23 protein-coding genes, 1 pseudogene and 2 riboswitches are annotated in these 23,947 nt (G+C 39.3%); of the genes and pseudogenes, 14 read left to right on the top strand and 10 right to left on the bottom strand.

Going from position 1 to position 23,947, the window contains the following annotated elements:
* Positions 1-14: 14 nt before the first annotated feature.
* Positions 15-533 (top strand): DinB family protein, encoded by a 519-nt coding sequence (locus tag IEV52_RS17830; RefSeq protein WP_188403812.1) that lies wholly within the window; start codon positions 15-17, stop codon positions 531-533.
* A 48-nt stretch (positions 534-581) separates the two neighbouring features.
* Here the strand turns inward: IEV52_RS17830 and IEV52_RS17825 are convergent, their stop codons facing one another.
* Together IEV52_RS17825 and IEV52_RS17820 are read right to left on the bottom strand one after the other, a co-directional pair.
* Positions 582-2,039 (bottom strand): flavin monoamine oxidase family protein, encoded by a 1,458-nt coding sequence (locus IEV52_RS17825; RefSeq protein WP_188403811.1) that lies wholly within the window; start codon positions 2,037-2,039, stop codon positions 582-584.
* 115 nt (positions 2,040-2,154) lie between these two features.
* Positions 2,155-2,517 (bottom strand): winged helix-turn-helix transcriptional regulator, encoded by a 363-nt coding sequence (locus IEV52_RS17820; RefSeq protein ID WP_188403810.1) that lies wholly within the window; start codon positions 2,515-2,517, stop codon positions 2,155-2,157.
* A 156-nt stretch (positions 2,518-2,673) separates the two neighbouring features.
* Between IEV52_RS17820 and IEV52_RS17815 the strand changes: the two genes are divergently transcribed.
* Positions 2,674-3,882 (top strand): MFS transporter, encoded by a 1,209-nt coding sequence (locus IEV52_RS17815; RefSeq protein ID WP_188403809.1) that lies wholly within the window; start codon positions 2,674-2,676, stop codon positions 3,880-3,882.
* A 308-nt stretch (positions 3,883-4,190) separates the two neighbouring features.
* Here the strand turns inward: IEV52_RS17815 and IEV52_RS22825 are convergent.
* Positions 4,191-4,332 (bottom strand): annotated as a pseudogene (locus tag IEV52_RS22825) (YkvA family protein); the annotation flags it as partial.
* 188 nt (positions 4,333-4,520) lie between these two features.
* A riboswitch (guanidine-I (ykkC/yxkD leader) is annotated at positions 4,521-4,621 on the top strand.
* Positions 4,622-4,671: 50 nt separating this feature from the next.
* On the opposite strand from IEV52_RS22825, the gene sugE reads away from it, so the two are divergent.
* Positions 4,672-4,995: a quaternary ammonium compound efflux SMR transporter SugE gene (sugE, locus tag IEV52_RS17805; protein WP_188403807.1), complete on the top strand. Its 324-nt coding sequence runs from the start codon at positions 4,672-4,674 to the stop codon at positions 4,993-4,995.
* A gap of 424 nt (positions 4,996-5,419) precedes the next feature.
* Here the strand turns inward: sugE and IEV52_RS22615 are convergent, their stop codons facing one another.
* Positions 5,420-5,545, bottom strand: a complete 126-nt coding sequence (locus IEV52_RS22615; protein ID WP_268234786.1) for a hypothetical protein — start codon at positions 5,543-5,545, stop codon at positions 5,420-5,422.
* A 54-nt stretch (positions 5,546-5,599) separates the two neighbouring features.
* Between IEV52_RS22615 and IEV52_RS17800 the strand changes: the two genes are divergently transcribed.
* From IEV52_RS17800 to IEV52_RS17765, 8 genes are all read left to right on the top strand, one after another.
* Entirely contained in the window at positions 5,600-6,328 is a 729-nt protein-coding gene (locus IEV52_RS17800) for a YwaF family protein (protein ID WP_188403806.1), read from the top strand.
* An 89-nt stretch (positions 6,329-6,417) separates the two neighbouring features.
* Positions 6,418-7,488, top strand: coding sequence for a hypothetical protein (locus IEV52_RS17795; RefSeq protein ID WP_188403805.1), 1,071 nt, complete (start codon positions 6,418-6,420; stop codon positions 7,486-7,488).
* A 110-nt stretch (positions 7,489-7,598) separates the two neighbouring features.
* A complete protein-coding gene (locus IEV52_RS17790) occupies positions 7,599-8,969 on the top strand; it encodes a TrkH family potassium uptake protein (protein ID WP_188403804.1) in 1,371 nt (456 codons plus the stop codon).
* Positions 8,970-9,024: 55 nt separating this feature from the next.
* A riboswitch (FMN riboswitch) is annotated at positions 9,025-9,171 on the top strand.
* A gap of 187 nt (positions 9,172-9,358) precedes the next feature.
* On the top strand, positions 9,359-10,009 hold the full coding sequence (gene ribE, locus IEV52_RS17785) for a riboflavin synthase (protein WP_188403803.1): 651 nt from the start codon (positions 9,359-9,361) through the stop codon (positions 10,007-10,009).
* Between the two features lie 11 nt (positions 10,010-10,020).
* Positions 10,021-11,214 (top strand): bifunctional 3,4-dihydroxy-2-butanone-4-phosphate synthase/GTP cyclohydrolase II, encoded by a 1,194-nt coding sequence (locus IEV52_RS17780; protein WP_188403802.1) that lies wholly within the window; start codon positions 10,021-10,023, stop codon positions 11,212-11,214.
* 16 nt (positions 11,215-11,230) lie between these two features.
* Positions 11,231-11,698: a 6,7-dimethyl-8-ribityllumazine synthase gene (gene ribH / locus IEV52_RS17775; RefSeq protein WP_188403801.1), complete on the top strand. Its 468-nt coding sequence runs from the start codon at positions 11,231-11,233 to the stop codon at positions 11,696-11,698.
* Between the two features lie 928 nt (positions 11,699-12,626).
* A complete protein-coding gene (locus tag IEV52_RS17770) occupies positions 12,627-14,384 on the top strand; it encodes an ABC transporter ATP-binding protein (RefSeq protein ID WP_188403800.1) in 1,758 nt (585 codons plus the stop codon).
* Positions 14,385-14,386: 2 nt separating this feature from the next.
* The gene (locus IEV52_RS17765; protein ID WP_188403799.1) at positions 14,387-16,411 is read left to right on the top strand and encodes an ABC transporter ATP-binding protein; all 2,025 of its coding nucleotides are present in this window, start codon (positions 14,387-14,389) and stop codon (positions 16,409-16,411) included.
* A 302-nt stretch (positions 16,412-16,713) separates the two neighbouring features.
* Here the strand turns inward: IEV52_RS17765 and IEV52_RS17760 are convergent, their stop codons facing one another.
* On the bottom strand, positions 16,714-16,866 hold the full coding sequence (locus tag IEV52_RS17760; RefSeq protein ID WP_188404002.1) for a hypothetical protein: 153 nt from the start codon (positions 16,864-16,866) through the stop codon (positions 16,714-16,716).
* 167 nt (positions 16,867-17,033) lie between these two features.
* Here IEV52_RS17760 and IEV52_RS17755 point away from each other — a divergent pair, with 167 nt between their 5' ends.
* Positions 17,034-18,353 carry a globin-coupled sensor protein gene (locus IEV52_RS17755; RefSeq protein WP_188403798.1) on the top strand — a complete coding sequence of 440 codons (1,320 nt, stop codon included), beginning with the start codon at positions 17,034-17,036 and terminating at the stop codon, positions 18,351-18,353.
* 28 nt (positions 18,354-18,381) lie between these two features.
* Here IEV52_RS17755 and ymzB read toward each other — a convergent pair whose 3' ends face one another.
* The 4 genes from ymzB to IEV52_RS17735 all read right to left on the bottom strand — a co-directional run bounded on the left by ymzB (position 18,382) and on the right by IEV52_RS17735 (position 21,523).
* Positions 18,382-18,714, bottom strand: a complete 333-nt coding sequence (ymzB, locus tag IEV52_RS17750) for a protein YmzB (protein ID WP_188403797.1) — start codon at positions 18,712-18,714, stop codon at positions 18,382-18,384.
* Positions 18,715-18,796: 82 nt separating this feature from the next.
* The gene (locus tag IEV52_RS17745; RefSeq protein WP_188403796.1) at positions 18,797-19,315 is read right to left on the bottom strand and encodes a GDYXXLXY domain-containing protein; all 519 of its coding nucleotides are present in this window, start codon (positions 19,313-19,315) and stop codon (positions 18,797-18,799) included.
* Positions 19,308-20,546, bottom strand: a complete 1,239-nt coding sequence (locus IEV52_RS17740; protein ID WP_188403795.1) for a DUF2157 domain-containing protein — start codon at positions 20,544-20,546, stop codon at positions 19,308-19,310. The genes IEV52_RS17745 and IEV52_RS17740 overlap by 8 nt, the downstream gene beginning before the upstream one ends.
* A 194-nt stretch (positions 20,547-20,740) precedes the next feature.
* On the bottom strand, positions 20,741-21,523 hold the full coding sequence (locus IEV52_RS17735; RefSeq protein WP_188403794.1) for an SDR family NAD(P)-dependent oxidoreductase: 783 nt from the start codon (positions 21,521-21,523) through the stop codon (positions 20,741-20,743).
* 145 nt (positions 21,524-21,668) lie between these two features.
* Between IEV52_RS17735 and IEV52_RS17730 the strand changes: the two genes are divergently transcribed.
* Positions 21,669-23,186 (top strand): aldehyde dehydrogenase family protein, encoded by a 1,518-nt coding sequence (locus IEV52_RS17730; RefSeq protein ID WP_188403793.1) that lies wholly within the window; start codon positions 21,669-21,671, stop codon positions 23,184-23,186.
* 35 nt (positions 23,187-23,221) lie between these two features.
* On the opposite strand, the gene IEV52_RS17725 is transcribed toward IEV52_RS17730, so the two are convergent.
* Entirely contained in the window at positions 23,222-23,530 is a 309-nt protein-coding gene (locus tag IEV52_RS17725; protein ID WP_188403792.1) for an ArsR/SmtB family transcription factor, read from the bottom strand.
* Between the two features lie 184 nt (positions 23,531-23,714).
* On the opposite strand from IEV52_RS17725, the gene IEV52_RS17720 reads away from it, so the two are divergent.
* Positions 23,715-23,918 carry an alpha/beta-type small acid-soluble spore protein gene (locus tag IEV52_RS17720; protein WP_188403791.1) on the top strand — a complete coding sequence of 68 codons (204 nt, stop codon included), beginning with the start codon at positions 23,715-23,717 and terminating at the stop codon, positions 23,916-23,918.
* Positions 23,919-23,947 lie beyond the last annotated feature (29 nt).

Raw genomic sequence — 23,947 nt, 5'->3', positions numbered from 1 at the left:
GGATAAAAGCAAACATGGAGAACATGCCAGAAGCGTATGAGTATGCAGATTATTATAAAACGTATGTGAAACTAGTTCCTGAAGGGGATATTGTTCAAATTCTGGACGACCAGATGAAAGTGACAATGGATAAGCTAAAATCCTTAACAAAAGAAGAAAGCGAATATCGTTATGCAACAGATAAGTGGAGTATAAAAGAGGTGATGGGACACATCATCGATACAGAAAGGATCATGAGCTACAGACTTCTCTCGATAGCTCGTGGTGAGAAGATTTCATTGCCTGGATATGATGAGAATAAATACGTAGAAGAAGCGAATTTCGATAACCAATCTCTGAAAGACCTTTTGGATCACTTTGCTGCTGTACGCCAATCTACCATCTATTTAATTAATAGCTTAAGCAGGGAAACTTTAACAAGAAAAGGGATTGCAAATGGTCACGAAGTAACCGTTCGTGCTCTAATTACGATCATAGCTGGTCATGAACTGCACCACAGAAAGATCATCATAGAACGCTATCTTTCGAATTAATCAAACAAAAGATTTAAAAACAGCACGATTCAATGTGCTGTTTTTTTCTTATCCGTTGATTTCTATAGCTGCTCTTATACCTGATTCTATAGCTCCCTCAACCCAGCCGTGCTGAAGAGTTGTATGCTCACCTGCAAAGTGAAGTCTACCTTCTACTGCTTTAATCGGTTCATATAATTCTGCTTCTTGATAAGGCTTATACATAGCAAACCCTCCGCCTGCATTCGGATCGAGTGACCAGCTATGAGCATGGCCAGTCACAAAATGATGATAAACTTGATCACCGTGAAATTGTGCCAAATGATGCAACGTTTCCTTTATCTTCATTTCATTAGACCCACTTTTCCATGGGACCGTGTCATCTTCCCACGTATAACTTCCCAAAACCACACCAGAAGTCGTACGAGGATTATTCCTGCTTGGGTAATGAGTAAATCGTGAAGCAAAATCTGTTACCGTTCTTCCGCCGGTTAACCCATCTTTTTCCCAAAAACGGTGCTTGAACTCTATACCAATTTTAGTGGAAGGGACATAATGAAGCTCTCGAATGGCTTTTCGTTTGTAATAAGACAGGGAATCAAAAGGTTCGATTTGTACAAAGTTTAATACCGCAAAGGGAATAGTAATAATAACTCTGTCAGCTTCAAAATGATAGCGATGTAAGGTTTGGGGACTTTCGGTATATAAACTAACATTTTTAGTATTCTGTACAATCTTAGTCAATTTTTGTCCGAAAAAGATATGGTGTCTGAGTTCTTTTAAAAAAGCTCTTGGCAGCTTATCATATCCGCCAGTTATCTCGATATATTTCAATTGCGGATTTATAAAAATGATTAAAATGTCCCGTAATATTTCTAAAAAAGAGAGCTCGGGAAGACCTTCTAAAGACAATAGGACTTTTATTTTATCGATGGCTCCAGATGATAATGATCTTCCAAAAGGATTATGTCTTAAATAGTTATCTAGTGAATACTGTTGGAAGTTTTGAATAACCACTGGCCAATTCTTATCAGGATCTTTTTCAATAAAATCGGCTAGAGGCTGAACGGCGTATTGTATAAGCTGTTGTGCTGTTTTACCTTTTTCATTCTCTGCGACAGGAAAGTTAAGAATGTTAGGATCTTTCTCATAGGAAATGTTGGAAGTTCGTACACCGTTTACGTAAAGCAGATCATGAGGATTTGAATTGATAAATTGGTTAGTTGGTAAATTGAATTTTTTGATGTATTCGATCACGAGTTTATGCGTATCAGGAATGCGCATGGCTCCCGCCTCGAAATAATTTCCATGTGTAAAAGGGGCTCTAACCGTATAAATTCTGCCGCCAACCCTATGGGCAGCTTCAAGGATTTGTACTTCGTGACCAGCAGAGTGTAAAAGAGATGCTGCCACCAATCCCGCCATTCCTGCTCCTGCAATAATAATCTTTTGTGGAGAAGAGGTCTTTTTTAAACCCTTTCTTATAGCATGTAACATCGTTTCTTGTGTTAAAAAGCTATCGTACATAACTTTTCCCCCATTCTCTCTTTTCTGTTCTATAAATGTATTACATTTTTTGGATAATATTATTTGGGTGATACAAACAAAAAAGACAGCTCTTAATGGCTGTCTTTCCCAGTCTCTATACCTGTTCTAGTTCTTCTGTCTGAATTAAAACTTCTTCTTTATTTGGGTAGGTTTTCTCAATATGCTGTTCACCCCACGCACAAAGTGAGTCCAATATCCCTTTTAATGACCACCCATATTCCGTTAAAGAATATTCCACGCGAGGAGGAACTTGGTTATACACTTCACGCAGGATCACACCGTCTTCCTCTAGTTCTCGTAACTGTTGAGTCAACATTTTTTGCGTAATCCCCGGCATCAATCTTTTTAATTCCCCCGTTCGTCGCTTATCTTTTATAAGATGGCATAAAATGACTACTTTCCATTTTCCGCCTATTACTTCAAGTGCAGCTTCCACAGGTATATTGTATTTTTTCATGAATAAACACCTCCAGCATTCATTTGTTACTTTTTAGTGCCTACATTACTTTAAAGTGCGTACTTACTTTAAGTTCGTGTATGTTTCATAATAGCATCGAGTCATTCAATTGACCAGCACATGACTTTATAAAAGATCAAATGGAGGGATTTATAGATGAATTCATCAGCAGTTAAAGTGGAAACAGCTTCGAAGTCAAAAGGAGGTTTCCCGGCATTATTAGCATTAGCCATCTCGGCTTTTGGCATAGGGACAACTGAGTTTGTTCCTGTTGGACTTTTATCATCATTAGCATCTGATTTAGATATTTCTATCACTTTAGCAGGTCTGCTTATTTCCGGGTATGCCATGGGTGTTGCGTTTGGAGCACCTGTCCTTACAGCTTTAACAAATAAAATGAACAGAAAGACATTGCTTTTATTATTAATGGTAGTTTTCATTGCGGGAAACAGTGTTGCTGCCCTTTCAACAAGCTTTAGCCTTCTGCTTGTTGCACGATTTATCACCGCATTTTCTCATGGTGTATTCTTTTCAATCGGTGCAACGATAGCAGCAGACTTAGTCCCAGAACATAAGCGTGCAAGTGCTATTGCCTTTATGTTTACCGGTCTTACAGTTGCAACAGTTACTGGTGTACCTTTGGGAACGTTTATTGGACAGATGTTTGGCTGGAGAGCAACATTCTGGGCTGTGGCATTACTGGGTATAGTTGCAATCATCGCAAGTGCTATCCTGGTTCCAAAGAATTTAAAAGAAGCACCGCCTTCTAGTCTGAGCGATCAAATAAAGATCGTGAAAAATGGACGTTTATTATTGGCATTCTCTATAACTGCTCTTGGGTATGGCGGAACATTTGTCGCCTTCACTTATTTGGCTCCAATCTTGGAAGATGTAACAGGTTATGCTCCTAAAGCAGTCAGTTTAATTCTGTTAGGATACGGAATTGCTGTTGCTATTGGGAATACAATTGGAGGTAAGGCGGCAGACAAAAATCCAATCAAAGCATTGTTCTGGATGTTTGTTGTTCAGGCGATCATTCTAGTGATCTTAACGTTCACAGCACCATTTAAGATTGCTGGAACAATCACGATCTTTTTATTAGGATTATTAGCCTTTATGAACGTTCCAGGTCTACAAGTTTATGTTGTGAAGCTAGCCGAAAGATATGTACCATCTGCGATAAATGTTGCGTCAGCTATCAATATCGCTGCCTTTAATTTAGGGATCGCAATAGGTGCATTTGTCGGCGGAATCATTGTAGATTCAATCGGTATCATTCATACACCATGGATTGGCGGTGTGATGGTATTTGGAGCCGTACTCTTAACAGCATGGAGTGCGTCACTCGAAAAAAGAGACGCATAAAAACAGAAGGCAGCCCTGGATAACAGGACTGTTATTTATTTTTCGTAGAGTAATGATCCTTGTCATTCCGATCACCATAATGAATCAAAAAATGATCAAAGACAGATGGACTTCGAAGAGATTAAAGAGTAAAGTGCTGCGAAACAAGGGTTTTCATACAATGAAAGTAAAGAAGAGCCAGGTAACAAACACTATCCAAATAAAAATAATAAAGCCACCTGCGAACCAATTTTTGTTTTTTACATTTTCTTTTTCAGCGGCTAATTTTCTGCATGCTTTCAATGCAGAATCAGGTATCATTTTTATCGCTAAGTAGATTCCTAAAGGAACGAGAATAACATCATCAAGCAAACCGAGTACCGGAATAAAATCAGGGATCAGGTCAATCGGACTAAAAGCGTAAGCAACAACGATGGCTGCCATGGTTTTTGCGTACCAGGGGACGTTAGGATGTTTTATTGCTTGAGCTAATGTGAAAAGCTCACGTTTTAACTTTCGAGCGGATTGTTTAACAAGTTCCCATAATTTCAATGATGCATCCTCCAGCATTCTTTTTTTTAGATTTTATCATACTAAAAGGGAAGTTAGTCAGCAGTTTCTTTTCTTGACACAGGTTGAATTTTTTTCAATAATATAGGGAGAAAGCTTTCTAGGGTTCCGTAGTTATTCACTAGTCTGGTCCGAGAGAAAGCGCACAATGGATACATTGTGTACACGGAGGGATAAAAGCCTGGGAGGATATAGATACTATATCTTCCCGGGCTTTTTTATTTTAAGGAGGTCAACATAATGGCATGGGTCTATCTGTTTATTGCAGGCATCTTTGAGATCGTTTGGGCAATAGGACTCAAATATACAAATGGTTTTACGAGGCTGTGGCCTACAGTAGTAACGGTTATAGGTATGATCATAAGTTTTTATTATTTATCACAGGCTACAAAAGTACTGCCGATTGGGACGGCTTATACAATATGGACCGGCATCGGAGCAGCGGGTGCTGTAATTCTAGGAATCATTCTTTTTGGGGAGCCGAAAACATTGATTCGATTTGTTTTTTTAGCTTTTGTTATTACAGGGATTATTGGGTTGAAGGTAACAGCAGGTAACCATTAAGATAAAAATAGCGAAAGCTGCCTTAAACAGGTGTTTAAATGACCTATAATAGGGCAGCTTTTGTTCATTTTCGATAAATTTTTTAGAATAAGGCGGACTAGATGCTTTTTTTAAGAGCGGAACCTGAGATTTATGAGCGGAATCCAAGATTTACGAGCGAAATTAGAGATTTACGAGCGGAATTCAAGATTTACGAGCGAAATTAGAGATTTACGAGCGTAATCCAAGATTTACGAGCGTAATTTGAGATTTACGAGCGGAACCTGAGATTTACGAGCGTAATCCAAGATTTACGAGCGAAATTAGAGATTTACGAGCGGAATTCAAGATTTACGAGCGGAACCTAAGATTTACAAGCATCATAAATTTAGCATTTGAAATTAGATCTTTTCTTGTGCACCAACTTTAGCATTTTCGTCGATCTCTAGACTCGCTTTATATTCAATTCTCTTAATATCACAACCTGGCCGATTCCATCGATGTCCGTGCTTCCATTGATCGTCATCTCTTGGGCTTCTACATCGCCGCAATTAGTTTTGAAATGATTCAAAGGAAATACAAACTCAGTTAGGAATATCTATAAGTAAGGGTTGGAGGGAGAATTGTGGGGAGTTGGTTTGGTCCGGGAACTTCGGGATTTAAGATGTTTGGTTCGGAGCATGTACTTATCTTGATTTTTATAATGGTTGTTGGCGTATTGATGTATGAATTCCGTGAAAATTTGAGAAAAAAATCAGTAATAAAAAAAGTGTTGATCACAGGCCTCGTATTATCTGAAATTACTTATCATACTTGGGCAATCTTTAACAATATGTGGTCAGTAAAAATATATCTACCATTACAGCTGTGCAGCTTAAACATTCTATTGAGTGTGGTTTTACTTTTGACGGAAAACCGGAAACTTTTTGGGTTTGTTTATTTATTTGGTCTAACAGGCGCCCTGCAAGGATTGCTTACACCTGAGCTTTACCAGGAGCCTTGGCATTTCCGTTTTATTCAGTATTTTATCGCACATGCTTTCATTGTATGGACGGCATTGTATTACGCAATCATAAGATGTTTTAGAATAAGCTGGGCTAGGTTTTTTAAATCTTTTATGTGGCTTAATGGATATGCTCTTTGCGTATTTGTCCTAAATTCATTTGCAGGAGCAAATTACATGTTCCTGATGGAGAAGCCAGGCAATGCCTCTATAATGAATTTTTTTGGGCCGCACCCTTGGTATATTCTTAGTCTAGAATTAGTAGCTATGTGTCTTTGTATTCTTGTTTTTATTCCTGTAAAAGAAAAAAGTACAAGTATTAAAAAAGACCACCCGCATTTTAAAGCGTAGTGGTCTTACTTTTGTATGTTTTGTGACGAATACTGGAATAACAAGAATTTATTGGAATTTATTGTATACTAAAAGTGAGGAGGGATATTATGAATGAAGCATTAATGAAGCCTATTAAGTGGATACCTTTTCTTGCTCTTATTTTATTAGTTATTGGAAGTAACGTAGTTTTGTACCAGACACCGTTTTTTCAGCCTGTTCCTGATGCTGTTGTCTTAGGCTCCATGATTGATTTCCTTCTGGTTATCCCGCTGCTTACCTACTACTTTATCTTCCGCAAAAGATATTCTTGGAAACTGACGATCCTTGTTGCACTCTTGGGATATGGATTTGCTTCCTATATCATTCCTGAATTTTTATTGAATAAAGTTTCTTTCATCCCTAAAGCTCTCCTGCTTTTAGAAGCAGGCTTTATCTTGATAGAACTATATTTGCTAGTTTTGGTCTGCAGAAAGTTTCCCCAAGTAAAGAGATCTTATAATGATCTTCCGGTCGAACTGCCTTTTTTGATTAAAATCAAACAAGCGGCAGGAGTGCACTTTACAAAAAGCCGCATGCTGGATGCTGTGATCAGTGAAGTTACGATGCTTTATTATGCATTATTTTCATGGCGTAAGGCACCTATGAATAGGGGAAACCTGTTCACTTATCACAAGAATACGAGCTATGTCGCTCTTCAGCTCATGCTGATTCATGCACTTCTTATTGAATCAATTGGTCTTCATTACTTCTTCAGCCAGATTAACCACACCGTTTCTATTTTTCTACTTGTTATCAACGCTTACTCTATTCTTTTTTTGATCGGTCAGATGCAGGCTGTTAAGAAAGTGCCGCTTATCGTTCAAGAGGAATCTTTAATTATAAATATCGGATTTGTCAAAGGAATGAAACTCCCTTTTTCGTTAATAAAAGAATGTAAGCTGTATGAAGGGCCAGAACAGATTTCATCATCTGAAAAGAAATATACGTTTGAAGCGCTGGTAAGTGACTTTATTTCAGTAAAACCTGCCATCGAACTCGTATTGAAAGAGCCTGTACAATCAGAGATTATATATGGATTTAGAAAGAAAGTGACTAGAGTCGTTATAAAAGTAGATGATTCAGATGAATTAAAAAGGGAAATAGAAAAGAGAATCTGTTCTGAAGATGAGCTGGATTAATAGATTTAAGCCTTTTTTTAACAAAAGCTCAATTTCACCTTGTTAAATGGAAATGCTATTGTTAAGATTTCAGAAGGTTACAGAAAAATTCCCTCGACAGGTGAAAATATATGTTTAAAAATAATACGGCTACGACACAACAAAAAAAATCTTTTTTAACTTCCGTTCAGCTTATTGTGATCTTTTATTTATTGTCCGTTTTAGTAGCGACCATTTTATTAAGTTTACCGGGCGGACATAAAGAGGGAGTAGAGCTGAAATTTATTGATGCTTTATTTACAGCAGTAAGTGCTGTTAGTGTAACGGGTTTAACTTCAATTAATATCTCTGAGACATTTAATTATATAGGAGTCATCCTTTTAGCCTTAATTTGTCAAATCGGTGGAATTGGAGTCATGACTCTTGGAACAGCGATTTGGCTATTAATCGGTAAACGAATCGGGATGAGAGAACGTCAATTAATTATGACGGATCAGAATCAGTCCACACTTGCAGGGCTCGTTCAGCTGATGAAGCAGATCTTAACGCTTATTATTGGGATTGAGATTGTCGGGACTGTTTTGTTCTTTATCTTGTTCCAGCCATATTATGATACAGAGCTTGAAGTGCTTTACCATGCTTTCTTTGCATCCGTTACAGCAACGACAAATGCAGGTTTTGATATTACGGGAAGCTCACTTATTCCGTTCCGTCATGATTATCTGGTTCAGATTGTCACGATGTGTTTAATCACAGCTGGTGCTATAGGGTTTCCTGTACTAGTTGAGATCAACAATTTTATTAAAGAGCGTAAGTATTTGGAGCGATATACGTTTACCCTTTTTACAAAGGTAACAACAACTACATTTGCCTTATTAGTTGTAACAGGGGCAATTGGAATATATGTTCTGGAGATGAATGCGTTTTTTGAAGGGAAATCATGGCATGAAACATTCTTTTATTCCATGTTTCAGTCTGTAACCACACGTAGCGGTGGTCTCTCAACAATGAATATCTCTGAATTTTCCGTCCCGACTCTTCTCTTTTTAGGAATTATGATGTTCATCGGTGCGTCACCGAGCTCTGTGGGTGGAGGAATCCGAACGACGACATTCGCTGTAGCTTTACTCGCAATCCTCTTTTACGCTAAAGGAAGAAACACGATAAAAATCTTTAAACGCGAAATTTATCCTGAAGATATTCAGAAGTCCTTTATCGTTATTATTGTTGCGATGGTTATTTGTACCACGTCCACCATCATCCTTGCGATTACAGACCCTATGCCAATCGAGTATCTCTTTTTTGAAGTGTGTTCAGCATTCGGAACAACAGGACTTTCTACTGGAATAACAGGGACATTGAGCAATACGGGTAAAGTAATCTTGATGATTTTAATGTTTATCGGAAGAATTGGTGTGCTGTCATTCTTATTTATCATGCGTGGCAGAGTAGTAACAGAACATATTCATTATCCAAAAGAAAAATTAATAATTGGCCAGTAAAAGTAATCACATTTGAATTCAGTCCAATGTTTACTTATAATGAACTTAAGTAAATAGTGTCCTTCGGGGTCGGGTGAAATTCCCAACCGGCGGTGATGAGGTATAAGCCTCTTAGTCCGTGACCCGGTTTTGTATATGCAAAAACGGTGGATTCGGTGCAATTCCGAAGCCGACAGTATAGTCTGGATGGGAGAAGGAACGTGAACGCTTTTAAATGCCGGTTTTAAAAACTTGGATAATTTAAAGGTTTATTTCGTTATACTTTTAACACAAACCCCGGGAGCTTTCTGTTTCCGGGGTTATTTTTATTTTTAAGAAGAAGACTCCCCAATGCATATTTACGATGATTGTATTCCAGAAAAAACAGCATACAAGGGAGGGAAAGCTCTTTGTTTACAGGCATCATTGAAGAACAAGGTACAATTAAGTCTATTGCGAAAGGCAATGAAACGATTGTGCTTACCATCTCTGCCGAAGAGGTTTTAAAAGACGTGCACCTCGGAGACAGTATAGCCGTAAATGGAGTTTGCCTTACGGTTACTTCTTTCGGGAAGCATCACTTCACAGTTGATGTAATGCCAGAAACATACCGATCCACAACATTGAAACTTTTAAACAACCGTTCAATCGTTAACTTGGAGCGTGCGATGGCGGCTGGAGGAAGATTTGGCGGGCATTTTGTTTCCGGTCATGTTGATGGTACAGGAGAGATAGCAGAGAAGCGCCCGGATAAAAATGCGATCTATTATCAGATTGCACTACCGGAGCACCTGATGCGCTACTTTATGCTAAAAGGCTCTGTTTGCGTAGATGGGACAAGCCTTACCGTATTTGAAGTGACGAAGAATACGATAACAGTGTCATTGATCCCACATACGGCAGAACATACGGTATTAGGAAAAAAAGGACCAGGAGACGCCGTGAACATCGAATGTGACATGCTCGCAAAATACGTCTACAGAATGTTGTCTCCAGAGAAAGAAGATCATAAACAAAAGTCAAAGCTGTCTCTTGATTTCTTACAAGAGCACGGATTTTAGGAGGAGAGTCCATGTTTCACTCCATAGAAGAAGCAGTTGCAGATTTAAGAGCAGGAAAGATCGTAATCGTAGTGGATGATGAAGATCGTGAAAATGAAGGTGACTTTGTTGCCTTGGCGGAAGGGATAACGGCTGAGACCATAAATTTCATGGTGACCCATGGACGAGGTTTAGTGTGTACGCCGATCTCTGAAGAAATAGCGTTAAAGCTAGATCTTTCCCCGATGGTAGCGACGAATACAGATTCTCACGGTACTGCTTTTACAATTAGCGTCGACCACATTTCAACAACAACTGGAATCTCTGCACAAGAACGAGCGGCTACTGTTCGGGAGCTGGTGAATGGTGATTCTGTTCCATCTGATTTTAAACGTCCAGGCCATATCTTCCCGCTGATCGGTAAAAAAGGCGGGGTGTTAAGACGAGCAGGACACACAGAAGCTGCTATTGATCTTGCAAACATGGCGGGAAGTAAATCTGCAGGTGTGATCTGTGAAATTATGAAAGAAGACGGAACGATGGCTAGAGTTCCTGAACTCGTTGAACTTGCCAAACAGCACAACATGAAGCTGATTACGATTAAAGATCTGATCACATATCGGAATAAGAACGAACAAATGGTAAAGCGGGAGGTCGAGATTAACCTTCCAACCGAGTATGGCGATTTTAAAGCCGTCGGGTTTTCAAACGTACTGGATCAAAAAGAGCATGTAGCACTTGTAAAGGGTGATATTGCTAATGGTGAACCGGTATTGGTTCGTGTTCACTCTGAGTGTTTAACAGGTGATGTGTTTGGATCTGCACGCTGTGATTGCGGTCCACAGCTTCACGCAGCTCTTTCGCAGATTGAAAAGGAAGGCCGTGGTGTCTTGTTGTACATGAGACAAGAAGGCCGTGGTATTGGGCTCATCAATAAGATGAAAGCTTATAAGCTTCAAGAAGAGGGTCTTGATACTGTTGAAGCTAATGAGCAGCTTGGGTTTGCGCCTGATCTCCGTGACTATGGAATTGGAGCACAAATCTTAAAAGAACTCGGAATTAGTAAGATGAAGCTTTTAACGAACAACCCTAGGAAGATTGCTGGGTTAAAAGGTTACGATCTGGAAGTGACAGATCGTGTTGCACTTCAGATGCCTCATAACAAAAACAATGAAGAGTATTTAAAAACAAAAAAGAGTAAATTGGGGCACATGCTTCATTTCTAATACAGGAGGAACCAAAATGGCAAAATTATTCGAAGGACATTTAGTTGGTACAGGGTTAAAAGTAGGAATCGTAGCAGGACGATTTAATGATTTTATTTCTGATAAATTAGTTTCAGGTGCACAAGATGCATTTAAACGACATGGAGTTTCAGAAGATGATGTAGATATTGCTTGGGTTCCGGGTGCATTTGAGATCCCACTGATCGCTAAGAAGATGGCAGATAGCGGCAACTATGATGCAGTGATCACACTTGGTGCAGTCATTCGCGGATCAACTCCACACTTTGATTACGTGTGTAATGAAGCAGCGAAAGGAGTAGCTCAAGCAGCAATGACTACCGGTGTACCTGTGATCTTTGGAGTGTTAACAGTAGATTCTATCGAGCAGGCAATTGAACGTGCCGGCACGAAAGCAGGGAACAAAGGCTGGGAAGCAGCTGTTTCTGCGATCGAGATGGCAAACCTTACTCGTCAGCTGGGATAAAAAAGTATGGATTGAACCCCGTCACTTGGAGTGGCGGGGTTTTTTCTATGCAGATAATGCGGTGTAGGTAAGGGCATCACCTAGAGTGTCCAGTCGGTGTCGATACTTGTCGAACCGCTGATATATGCTGAAAACTCGCCGGATTAATACAGAAACTCGCTGAATTATTGCGTGAATTCGCCGAATTAAGTGTGAAATTTCTAGAATTATTATGCTGAATAGGGCGGCTAACACCATAAATCTCTCCGAATGTCGTTTCTAGGAGTTTTTTTACAAGAATTTTAAATAAATTTTTCAAAGTGTGAAAGGAATATCTAATTTTTAATCTAATATATATATATTCGGAACGTATGTTCGATGTTATTTCTTATAACTTAATAATTGGGACACACCATCCACCGTCTAATGACATATATTGAGAAGCAAATAAAAATAATTTGCATATCGATAAGCAATTGACATAGTTATTAGAATAGTGTTAAAATTACCAAAGTTAAAAACTACAAAATTATGGAAAGGATGGTTGTGTCATGGTGGTTAGAGAAATGATTGTTACTCATATTGCGGTCTCTATTGTAATGGTTAACGACTCTACAACTTCATATCATGGCCTGCCGGAAGAGATGTATTAAGATTCCTTTCTATTAATTTTCCTGATCTACATACATATACTTACGCAGGTCACTCCAGTCGTGACGTGTGTTTTTTTGTGGTTTCTAAAGCATATCGCCTTCGAGTGGTATGCTTTTTTATTTTGTTTGCAAGAAGAGATCCCTCTTCTTTCGCAATAGATAAACAAATTCTAGGAGGATAAAAGATGAAAAGAGAACGACAAAACGTGTGGCTAGAACGCAAGGATCATACACTTTTTGGGTAGCTCGGTTAAACGAGTGTTTAAAAGTAAAGTAGATAGAGAGGAGAGAAAAATATGTTTTCAGTTTTAGGAAAGTTAGCCTGGTTTTTCAAGAGGCATTGGATTCGATACACAATAGCGATCGTGCTGTTGACGGGTGTTGGAATCATTGAGATCATTCCGCCGAAGCTTATCGGCAATATTATCGATTCTATTCATATGGGGACAATCACAAGAGAAGACATGATGAAAACGTTAGGGATCTTTGTAGCAGTATTGATCTCCATGTATGTAACAATGTACATCTGGATGTATCAGCTTTTTGGAGGCGCATTTATTATTGAACGTACGATGCGGTCAAGTTTCATGCGTCATCTTTTAAAAATGACTCCGACTTTTTTTGAGAAAAATAGAACAGGAGATTTGATGGCTCGTGCTACCAATGACTTAAAAGCCATTTCCATGACTGCCGGATTTGGAATCTTAACACTTGTTGACTCTAGTTTGTTCATGCTGACTATCCTGTTTGTCATGGGATTCATGATCAGTTGGAAACTTACTTTTGCTGCACTTATTCCACTGCCCGTCATCGCTTTTATTATCAAAAAGTACGGTAAGAAGGTGCACCAGCGTTTTACAGTAGCACAAGATGCATTTGGAGAGATGAACGATTCAGTTCTTGAAAGTATTCAAGGCGTTCGTGTTATTCGGGCTTATGTGCAAGAAAAAGCGGATGTTGAGCGCTTCAATCAAGTAACAGAAGATGTGTTTGAGAAAAACTTAGCGGTTTCAAGAATTGACGCGCTATTTGAACCTACCATCAAAATCCTTGTAGGAATGAGTTACTTGATCGGTTTAGGCTACGGCGCTTACATGGTGTTTCATAAAACGATCACACTAGGTGAACTTGTAACGTTTAACGTGTACCTTGGGATGTTGATCTGGCCGATGATCGCTGTTGGTGAGCTTATTAATGTTATGGAACGCGGAAGTGCTTCGTTGGATCGAGTAAATGAAACCCTTGCCTACAATCCAGACGTTAAGAATGGTGAGGATCTTGTTCCACTTAAAGATCCAGGCACTATTACTTTTGAGGATGTTACGTTCAAATATCCTACATCAGAATCTGATAACTTAAAAAATATTCATGTAACCGTAAAAAAAGGGGAGACTCTTGGAATTGTCGGACGTACCGGCAGCGGAAAGACGACCCTGCTTAAGCAACTTTTAAGAGAGTATCCAGCTGGAAGAGGGAGAATATCTTTTGCAGGTGTTGATATTGAAGATATCGCACTTGAAGATCTACAAGGATGGATAGGTTATGTACCGCAAGATGCAATCCTTTTCTCTAAGACCGTTCAGGAAAACATTCTTTTCGGTAACAGTTCTGCAGGTGTTGATAAGCTGAATCATGTGATGGAAATGGCTTCATTCAGAAATGATGTTCAGTTTCTTCCTGAAGGATTAAACACACTTGTTGGGGAAAAAGGTGTGGCATTATCCGGTGGACAAAAACAGCGTGTTTCCATTGCACGAGCACTTTGTGTAGATCCAGAAATTCTAATCTTAGACGATGCGCTGTCTGCAGTGGATGCGAAAACAGAGACTGCGATCATCGGAAACATCCGTAAAGAACGTGCGGGTAAAACAACATTCATTACAACGCACCGATTGTCGGCTGTTGAACACGCAGATTGGATTATCGTTATTGACGACGGCGCAATTGTAGATCAAGGCAGACATAAGGACTTAATCGCAAGAGATGGCTGGTATAAAGAGCAGCACGAACGCCAGCAGATCGAACAAAACTTAAATGATAATAAGGCGGTGTAGCCATGAACGTTGGAAAGCGCCTGTTTCAATACGCACTTCACTATAAAAAGAACTTTATCTTAGGACTTTTGATGCTTACTGTTGCAATCGCAGCAGAGCTGACTGGACCATTTATCGCAAAAACCATGATTGATGACCATATCCTCGGAATTGAGAGGCCATGGTATCAGATAGATAAAGAGGAAAAGGCAGCAGTGAAATACGATGGAAACTGGTATAAACGAAGCGATCATTTTGAACAGGGAGAAAATAAAGGAAAAGAAATACGGGTTGTTCAAGTAAAACGTGATTATTATGTTATCAACCAGCCTGTTTCTTTTGATGGTGAACGAACAGCCAAAAACGGTGAAGTCACCATTACTTTTAGAGGAAAATCAAAAACGTACCCAGCTGATAAATTAAGTACAAGTGAAACATTTGCTTTTTATGAGCCAGAAATTGCAGGAATCATGAAGCTGATGATGATTTATTTAGGGCTGCTCTTATTTGCAGCATTTTTCCAGTACGGTCAGCGCTACATGCTGCAGCGCTCATCTAACCTCGTTATAAAGAAGATTCGTCAAGATGTGTTTGCACATGTTCAGCGTGTGGCCATTACCTATTTTGACAATCAGCCAGCAGGTAAGATCGTTTCGCGTATCACGAACGATACAGAAGCGATCAAAGAACTGTTTATCAATGTACTGGCAAACTTCTTTACAGGAATTATTTATTTGACGGGTATCTTTACAGCGTTGTTCTTGCTGGATGTAAAGCTTGCAACGATCTGTCTCATACTTGTACCGATCCTGGTTGTATGGATTATCGTATACCGTAAATTTGCCTCCAAGTACAATCATAAAATCCGTTCCACTTTAAGTGATATCAACGGAATGATCAATGAATCTATAAACGGTATGACGATCATACAGGCGTTTAAGAGACAAAAGGAAACAACAGAAGAATTTGAAGCGATGAACAAGGAATATTTTACGTTTCAAAATAAACTGTTAAGTTTAAATGCTATGACAGGGCATAACCTTGTTCTATTTTTAAAGAACCTGGCTTTCATGGCCTTCATCTGGCATTTCGGCGGTCAGGCGCTTGGGGTGGGTTCAGTCATCTCAATCGGTGTCCTCTATGCTTTTGTTGATTATTTGAACCGAATGTTCCACCCTGTAACCGGTATGGTTAACCAGCTGGCACAGCTTGAACAGGCACTTGTTTCGGCAGAGAGAGTGTTTGTGTTGATGGATGAGCCAGGACAGAAGGTTACAGAAACGGAGATTGAGCGATACAAAGGGAATGTGAAGTTTCAGGATGTTACTTTTAGTTATGTAGAAGGTGAACCTGTATTAAAGAATATTTCGTTTGAAGCCAATCAAGGTGAAACGGTAGCTCTCGTCGGTCATACGGGTTCTGGTAAAAGCTCGATTATGAACTTGCTGTTCCGATTTTATGACATCAAGCAAGGCAAGATCGTGATTGACGGTCAAGATATTATGGATCTTTCCAAACAGGAATTGCGTCAGCATATGGGGATTGTTCTTCAAGATCCGTTCTTGTTTACAGGGACCATCGCATCCAATGTTAGCCTAGATAACCCTGAAATCACTAGGGAACAGGTTGAGAAAGCTTTAACTGACGTAGGTGCTATGCCATTTATTCAAAACCTGCCAAAAGGATTGGATGAACCTGTTATTGAAAAGGGAAGCACGCTCTCTTCAGGTCAGCGTCAACTGATCTCTTTTGCAAGAGCACTTGCTTACAACCCTGCTATCTTAATACTAGATGAAGCAACAGCCAGTATAGATACAGAAACAGAAGCTGTGATTCAAGATGCACTAGATGTTTTGAAACGCGGCAGAACCACATTTATTATTGCTCACAGACTTTCAACGATAAAGAGTGCTGATCAGATCCTGGTACTCGATCGCGGTGTAATCGTGGAACGTGGAAGCCATGATGAGCTGATGGAGGAAAAAGGACGCTACTTCCAGATGTATCAGCTTCAGCAAGGAAAAACAGAAACACGTGCAGTCAGTTAACAAAAAAAGGAGCCGAAGGGCTCCTTTTTTAACTTGATGTTATTTTTCAGGTAGTGTTGTCCAGCTTCACCGGCTAAAAGCTCGAGGTCGCACCGTTTTTTCGATTAACACAAAAATCGTGTTCGCTCTCAAAAACTAGTGCGCTTGTCGCTTTTAAACGAGCCGGTTCAGCATTCCTTTGTCCAGCTTCACCCCCCAGACACTCGAGGTCACTTTATCACTCTCCACCGACACAAAGAGCGTGTCTATTTTCGAGCGATTAAGTGCTTGTCGTGTCTAAACGGGTGGTTCAGCATTTCATATTAGCCTTCTTCCTTTTTCTTCTCATCCATCTCATCATTTTGTTCACCGTCGTCTACACCGTTATCTTGATCAACACCGTCGCCACAAGCAGTTAATCCACCTAAAGTTAACATCGCCGCCAGCGTTCCGGCTGCCCATCTCTTTTTCCACATGTGAACCACTCCTCGTTTGATTATTTTTTTGCTATTTATTATTGATTACTGAAAGATTCCCTTTTTGTAGTCGATAAAACATATGAGTATGGAAATGTGATAATAGTCGCATAAATTTGCTTCATTTTGGATGATTGAAACAAGTGAAAAGGAAGAAGGAAACCAATATGGCTTCAATTTTAAGTATTCTTACGAAAAAAGGTAATACACTGCCTGTTCTTGATGCAGCAGAGCAGTATCAGAATCAGGTTAAGATTTTATTGCCGGCAGATAGTGAGTGGCAAAAGCAGCTGAATATGATCTCTTTAACGATTGATGATCTAGCCGTGATCCGATCTTTAAAGCCATTTATCTCTGAGAACATAGAAAGCATCGTGGATCAATTTTATAAAAATATTGAAAATGTGCCTGGTTTAATTGAGATTATTGAAAAATATAGCTCCGTAAACCGCCTAAAAGTTACATTGATGAAGCATATACAAGAGATGTTTGATGGAGTTATTGATTCGGATTACATTGAACAAAGAAGAACCATTGCACACATTCATTTTAAGATCGGTTTACAGCCTAAATGGTATATCTGTTCGTTTCAAGATATGCTTTTGTCTTTTTTGTCTATTCTAGATAGTAACGTAGAAAATCAAAACAACTACCAGCGAGCTGTTAAAGCTGTAACAAAGATTTTGAATTTTGAACAGCAAATCGTGCTTGAAGCCTTTGAGCTTGAACAAATCAAAGAGCGGGCTCATCATGAAGAACAGAAGCAGCAAATAGCTGTATCTGTTGGTGATTCAGCAGAAGAGCTGGCGAGTATATCTGAAGAAACAAGTGCCGCATTGCAAGAGTTAACAGCAAAAGCAGACGAAGTTGTCGTTTTTGCAAAGGATACAGCAGAATCAGCAGTGGAAGTTTCCAAAAATTCATTGGCTGGCAAGAGCAAACTAGAAGATCATCAGCATATGATTTTAAAAGTTAAAGAACAGTCTGAGCAAATTTCCTCTGAGTTAATAAATCTGGAACAGGCAACCGTGAAAATTAACGATGTTGTTGATATCGTAACCGCAATTGCCGAACAGACGAATCTTTTATCTTTAAATGCAGCTATTGAAGCGGCTAGAGCAGGTGAGGCAGGGAAAGGATTCTCTGTTGTGGCGCACGAAGTCCGTAAGTTAGCGGACCAAACAAAAACGTCAGTTTCAGGTGTATCGGAACTTGTTAAGAACACACATAAGAGAATTGAAGCTGTTTCTGGATCTGTCGCAAGTATCCACCATTACATTAATGACAGCGTGTCAGAAGCGACCGAAATATCGGATTTCTTTATCGCGATTCTTTCTAAGATGAATGAGAGTACAGATAGAAGCGGAAAGCTGGAAAAAGAAGTTGAAGTAATGGCTGAAGTAATCGAAGAGTTGAGTCAGGCGGTTGGGCAGATTGCCGTATCTGCTGACTCACTGACGAATGTTACGAAAAGCATGCAAAAATAAAAAGAACTGATCCGATCGGATCAGTTCTTTATTTGTTAATTACATACTGTGCCCTGCTTGTTTCAAAAGAAACAATGTTATCGTCCAGACGAATGTCTTTAATGCCATCAATTGGAATTTCATAAGTGATCGTAGGGAGTTCAACTTGTGAACCCTCTTCAGCAGCATAAGCCGTTCCGTGCAAAAACAATATGTGGTCACCCAAATAGTCATCATGTGCATCTCGTTGTTCAAATGTCGCCTTTTCCAGGGAGATCCTGATTTGATCAATATCGCCTGTCTCTTCTTTGCGAATAGAGATTTGGCTCCCCGCCCAGCTGTTGAGTACATCTTTTAGTTCAATAATCTTAGTATCAGACATTGTTTTCACCTCACTATCAATTTTCCCGTAATTCCTAAACTTAAACCGCAGAAAAAAAGACCTCTATTAAAAGAGGTCCATTTTAAGGATTAAGTTCAACAATCTTATGAGCTCCCCATGGTGCAACACTAACGATAACGTCCATATCACTTGCCTGCATTTCCAGTTCTTTACCGGTATTTTCCTCGACATAATAGCGCTCTAATCCATAAGTTAATTGGATCTGGTCAGATGTCTCACCCCAGATTTTCTGGGCTTTTGCCGTTAATACAACCTCGTCGTCTGTAAGATCAGGTTTATCTGGAGACACTTCTTTTACAACAAAATAGCCATCGTTATTTTCTTCTAGCACAACATAGGCTTTTTTCTGTCCTTGATCAAGTGCAGAAGGATCTCCTTTATAAAGAGCGAGAGGAACTGTACTAATCTCAAATCGCAGCGTGACATAGTCCCCATACAAGATATCTCTCGGGTCGACGGGTATCGTTTTAATTTTGATCTCTTTACCAAAGTAATCAATACTATAGTAACTTCCGGCAATAAAAACGAGAAACAAAACTTGTAGTAGGGCAGCTATAACCCAGCCTCTTTTTTTAAGCATGATGCGGCCCTCCGTTCTTCAAGACTTGCTTTTTCTTACGCTGCAGAAAAGCATTTAAGATAAATAACAGAATTCCGCCGATTAAGAAGAACAAAGATTTCGGCATAAATGCCCAGGCTAGATTAAAGTAGCCCATTAAACAAACAAGCAGGAAGAGTACAATCCCAAAGTTAATCTGTGAGGGATTTTCATTTCGGTACCCTTCAGCGAGCTTAGACCCAGAGTAGATAAACATAACAATGAGATAGACGATTCCAACAAATAAAGGAACTGCTATATTTTCTAAATAGAATAAAGGTATGAATATTAACAAATCCCATGCATGTAAATACAGACTATCCTTCCGTTTTTTTATGATTGAAAGTGCTAAAATGACAATCCAGACAGAAAGAAATGCATAAGGATTTGGTAGTTCAAAATCTGAGGAAAATTCATTTGTTAGCAAGAAATACAATCCGTATGCAAAACCAAAACCTATGAGTGTACCCAGACGATTAAACGGCTGTTTAAATACTTGTTTAAGGGACCATAATCCTGCTGTAAACAGCGCAAAGCCAAAAAGGAAGAACCAGAGAAAATTTATATCTTCTGCAATAATGAACATCATTGCTTGAAGGCTCAGTCCGATCGTGAAAAGCCAAGACTCTAGAGAACGGGGATAAAGGAATACAAAGCTTCCTGAGCTGATCAAAAAGATGGTAAACAAAAGATAACTAAAGCTTTGAAATTCGTTTAAGCTGTATAATTGGCCACCTAGCGTTAATACAGCAAGCAAGAAGTAATAGAGCTTCTGTCTATCTCTGAACAAGAAATAAACAGCAGGTAAACTCCAGAAAACAAACAAACGGGCATCAACTGCATTCAGATGAAAGGTTTGACCTAACAAAATAATGCTGGCTCCAAAACTAATGATGCCAAGAAGGTTAAGTGATGTTCCAAATGTTTCATTTCCTGTCTTTAAGTAACGCTCACCACCTGCATAAAACGCTAGCATAACTACCATAAGAAGAGACAGTCTGGCAAGTGGCGGTATTTCACCCCAGTTAGAAGCGATGAAAGATAAGATGCCAAGTCCGATTAAAATACTGGCTAAAACAGGCAGAATTCCTGTAACCTTTCGACTATCCTTCGTTTCAGGATACCGTTCAACGATTAACTCTAACTGATCATTCGTGATGATCTTGTCTTCAACCCACTTTTGTCCTTCGCTTCTCATCCATTGTTTATTCATTATATCCCACCTCATTTCATGTATATGTAGAACTCATGAAAAACAGATTACTTATATATATTCTCTTTAGGTGTAATATTACACTCTGGTATTTTTTATATCAAGTAATAAAATAATTAGTTCATACGAAACGTTTGTGGAGCTATAAAAAATAGGAACCGCCTTATATAAGTGCTGTTCCCTCTGTGTTACTTTTATTTTTTATCCTGTACATAATGTACAACTTTCAACACTGTTTTTCGAGGCAAGAAACGAACGATGCTGGCAAGGATTCTATTTTTAATTCCGGGAATGACTAGAGCTTTATCTTTTATAAGGGCAGTGTATCCGGATAGTGCTACTTCATGTGCATCCATTGCACCAGATTGGAACAATCGTGATGACTCAAGACTAGCTCGTTTCTCAAAATTAGTTGCTGTAGCTCCAGGGCAAAGAGCTGTGACACTGACATTCGTGTTGCGAAGCTCATAATCGATTGCTTCCGAAAAAGATAGGACATAAGCCTTTGTAGCGTAATATACAGCCATTAATGGACCAGGCTGAAAAGCGGCGGTCGAGGCAACGTTTAGGATCTTGCCGCGGTTACGCTTGATCATGTCAGGCAGAAGCTGCTTAGTGAGAGTGGTTAGAGCCGTAATGTTTACTTGGATCATATCTTTTTCTTCTTTCCATGATGTTTCGATGAACGGTCCATAAGCTGCAAAACCAGCATTGTTAATTAAGATATCAATCTCAATGCCTTTTGCCATTATTTCTGCAGTCAATTCTTCAGCCGCATCTGAAAGACTTAAATCCCTTGCGAGTATCGTGACATCAACACTATACTGAGCTTTTAACTGATGAGCAATCTCGTTAAGCTTTTGCTCATCTCTTGCTGTGAGCACTATATGATAACCGTCTTTTGCGAACAGCTTAGCAAATTCTAAGCCTATACCGCTTGAAGCACCGGTAACAAGAACAGTTTTATTATTATTCATAAGAGAACAATCCCTTCTTATTTCATGTTTATATGTTTAAGAACATCAACATGATAACACATCTTTAAAAATATATAAACAACAAATTTACAAAAAAAGGTATGATAAAAGATGTATGAATCTTTAGATAAAGGATGTGCGCCAAATGAAAAATGTATTAGTTGCAAAACATCCTGCAACGGGTGAAACCATTGATCAATGGCTCGAAACGGAAGCGCAGCAGGTACCCGATATGTATGATAAAGCATCTGCGGCATTTCAGTATTGGTCTAATCGTTCGTTAGAAACTCGACTTTCGTTTATAACAAAAATCAAGCATCACCTTCTTGATAATATGGATGAAATCGTCGATGAAATTTGTGCTGCGACGGGAAAAGTAAAGACGGAGGCATTGACTGCGGATCTAATGCCTGTAATTGACATCATACAGTATTATGAAAAGCGCGCACCAAGAATATTAAAACGCAAACGTGTTTCAACACCGTTGCTTTTTGTAGGGAAATCTTCTTATATGGATTATTTTCCTTTAGGAACCGTTTTAGTTATCTCACCATGGAACTACCCCTTTCAGCTTTCTATGATTCCTGTGATTTCTGCTTTAATCGCTGGAAACTCGGTTATTTTAAAACCATCTGAAGTAACGCCGACGATAGGGCTGCTGATTGAAAAAATCGCGAGAGAAATCAATCTTCCAAAGAATGTACTTCAAGTGGCACACGGAGGGAAAGAACTGGGGAAGGCACTTGTTTCAGGTACTCCTGATAGTATCTTTTTTACTGGATCAGTTGAAACGGGGCGCAAGATTGGAGTTGAAGCGAGCAAACGTTTTATACCATACACGCTGGAACTTGGCGGTAAAGACCCCATGATTGTATTTGAAGATGCATCCCTAAAAAGAGCGGTACATGGTGCTGTTTGGGGTGCTTTCACAAATGCCGGGCAAGTATGTATGTCGATCGAACGAGTGTATGTCCAAAGTTCTATACATGGTGAATTTATTGATAGGCTTGTTGAAGAAACAAAGAAATTAAAGATGGGGGAGGATCTTGGTTCTTTAACCTTCAGCCATCAAAAAGATATCATTAAAGATCATGTGAAGGATGCATTAGATAAAGGAGCTTTATTGCTTACCGGCAGCCACCCTGATGATTGGGGAGAAAGCATGTATATTGAACCCATGATCCTAACGAATGTCACTGAAGATATGAAGATTGTTACTGAAGAAACATTTGGCCCTGTAATGCCGGTCATCGCATTTACAACCGAGGAAGAAGCAATTCAAAAAGCGAACTCTACAGATTTTGGTCTGAATGCAAGTGTTTGGACGAAAGACAGCACTAAAGCTGATCGAGTAACATCCAAACTTATAACAGGAAGTGCCGTGATTAACGATGTCTTGGTTTCTGTAGCCAACCCTCATCTGCCTTTTGGCGGTGTAAAAAGCAGCGGTACAGGAAGGTATCATGGAGATGATGGGCTTTATATCTTTAGCCGTCAGATGTCCGTAATGAAGGACCCCGGAATTAAACAGCGAGAGATCAATTGGTATCCATACGAAAATAAATATGGGAAAATTAGAACGCTGATCAAAGCTTACTTCTCCAATAAGAAACAGTTAGCAGCACTTATGCGTTCAGGCATAAAACAGTTAAGAAAAAAATAAAGCGGTTCAGCCCATGCTGAGTCGCTTTTTATTATTTAAAGAATACATTCTTCTTCAATGATGTTGATCAATTGTTTAAGCTGTTCGACGGTATGATCGAGCGTTAAGAAATAAAAAATTTCTTTCCCCTTTTTTTCAGTTCCAACAATTCCTGCTTCCCGCAAAATTTTAAGGTGATGAGAAACTGTTGGACGGGACATTGGAGACTGGCTGGCAATGTCGGTAACGTTCATTTTATCTGTTTCAGCTAAGAGGAGTACAAGATCTTGTCTGACAGGATCTCCGAGGGCTTGAAACAGAGGGATCGTTTTTCTGAACATTTCTACCGCGTACTCGTTTGACATAATTTCACCAACTTCTTTTTTCTTCCGTTTTATCTTTTTACTATTATTCAGTATAAACCATTGGTCCATTATTTTTAAAATAACTTAAAAATATTCCGAGTGGGAAACACTCTATAAATTGCCAGGATTCACCCTGTATACAGTTTGCCGAGAGATACAAAATAGGTATAAGGGGGTGAAACACATGGCAAGAAGAAACAAATTAGTTGTCCCAGGAGCGCAGCAGGCAATAGATCAAATGAAAAATGAGATTGCTTCTGAGTTCGGTGTTACACTAGGCCCTGATACCACTGCACGTGCCAATGGCTCGGTCGGTGGGGAAATGACGAAACGTTTAGTAGCGATGGCACAGCAGCAATTAAGCAATGGCAATAATAGCAATCGCTAAATCAAAACAAAAGCTGTTAAAGGGGTGGA

Origin of the sequence: Fictibacillus barbaricus (genome assembly GCF_014635025.1) — a bacterium.
In the GTDB taxonomy this organism is placed as follows: Bacteria; Bacillota; Bacilli; order Bacillales; family Fictibacillaceae; genus Fictibacillus; species Fictibacillus barbaricus.
This window is presented reverse-complemented; position numbering and strand designations above follow the sequence as displayed.

Excerpts from the sequence above, each read along its gene's own strand:
- IEV52_RS17760 (WP_188404002.1), bottom strand. The coding sequence starts at position 16,866 with ATGTGGAAAAAGAGATGGGCAGCCGGAACGCTGGCGGCGATGTTAACT.
- IEV52_RS17745 (WP_188403796.1), bottom strand. The coding sequence starts at position 19,315 with ATGCTTAAAAAAAGAGGCTGGGTTATAGCTGCCCTACTACAAGTTTTG.
- ymzB (WP_188403797.1), bottom strand. The coding sequence starts at position 18,714 with ATGTCTGATACTAAGATTATTGAACTAAAAGATGTACTCAACAGCTGG.
- sugE (WP_188403807.1), top strand. The coding sequence starts at position 4,672 with ATGGCATGGGTCTATCTGTTTATTGCAGGCATCTTTGAGATCGTTTGG.
- IEV52_RS17740 (WP_188403795.1), bottom strand. The coding sequence starts at position 20,546 with ATGAATAAACAATGGATGAGAAGCGAAGGACAAAAGTGGGTTGAAGAC.
- IEV52_RS17820 (WP_188403810.1), bottom strand. The coding sequence starts at position 2,517 with ATGAAAAAATACAATATACCTGTGGAAGCTGCACTTGAAGTAATAGGC.
- IEV52_RS17770 (WP_188403800.1), top strand. The coding sequence starts at position 12,627 with ATGTTTTCAGTTTTAGGAAAGTTAGCCTGGTTTTTCAAGAGGCATTGG.
- ribH (WP_188403801.1), top strand. The coding sequence starts at position 11,231 with ATGGCAAAATTATTCGAAGGACATTTAGTTGGTACAGGGTTAAAAGTA.
- IEV52_RS17795 (WP_188403805.1), top strand. The coding sequence starts at position 6,418 with ATGAATGAAGCATTAATGAAGCCTATTAAGTGGATACCTTTTCTTGCT.
- IEV52_RS17830 (WP_188403812.1), top strand. The coding sequence starts at position 15 with ATGGAGAACATGCCAGAAGCGTATGAGTATGCAGATTATTATAAAACG.
- IEV52_RS17730 (WP_188403793.1), top strand. The coding sequence starts at position 21,669 with ATGAAAAATGTATTAGTTGCAAAACATCCTGCAACGGGTGAAACCATT.
- IEV52_RS17765 (WP_188403799.1), top strand. The coding sequence starts at position 14,387 with ATGAACGTTGGAAAGCGCCTGTTTCAATACGCACTTCACTATAAAAAG.
- IEV52_RS17725 (WP_188403792.1), bottom strand. The coding sequence starts at position 23,530 with ATGTCAAACGAGTACGCGGTAGAAATGTTCAGAAAAACGATCCCTCTG.
- IEV52_RS17825 (WP_188403811.1), bottom strand. The coding sequence starts at position 2,039 with ATGTACGATAGCTTTTTAACACAAGAAACGATGTTACATGCTATAAGA.
- IEV52_RS17815 (WP_188403809.1), top strand. The coding sequence starts at position 2,674 with ATGAATTCATCAGCAGTTAAAGTGGAAACAGCTTCGAAGTCAAAAGGA.
- IEV52_RS17780 (WP_188403802.1), top strand. The coding sequence starts at position 10,021 with ATGTTTCACTCCATAGAAGAAGCAGTTGCAGATTTAAGAGCAGGAAAG.
- IEV52_RS17790 (WP_188403804.1), top strand. The coding sequence starts at position 7,599 with ATGTTTAAAAATAATACGGCTACGACACAACAAAAAAAATCTTTTTTA.
- IEV52_RS17755 (WP_188403798.1), top strand. The coding sequence starts at position 17,034 with ATGGCTTCAATTTTAAGTATTCTTACGAAAAAAGGTAATACACTGCCT.
- IEV52_RS17735 (WP_188403794.1), bottom strand. The coding sequence starts at position 21,523 with ATGAATAATAATAAAACTGTTCTTGTTACCGGTGCTTCAAGCGGTATA.
- IEV52_RS17720 (WP_188403791.1), top strand. The coding sequence starts at position 23,715 with ATGGCAAGAAGAAACAAATTAGTTGTCCCAGGAGCGCAGCAGGCAATA.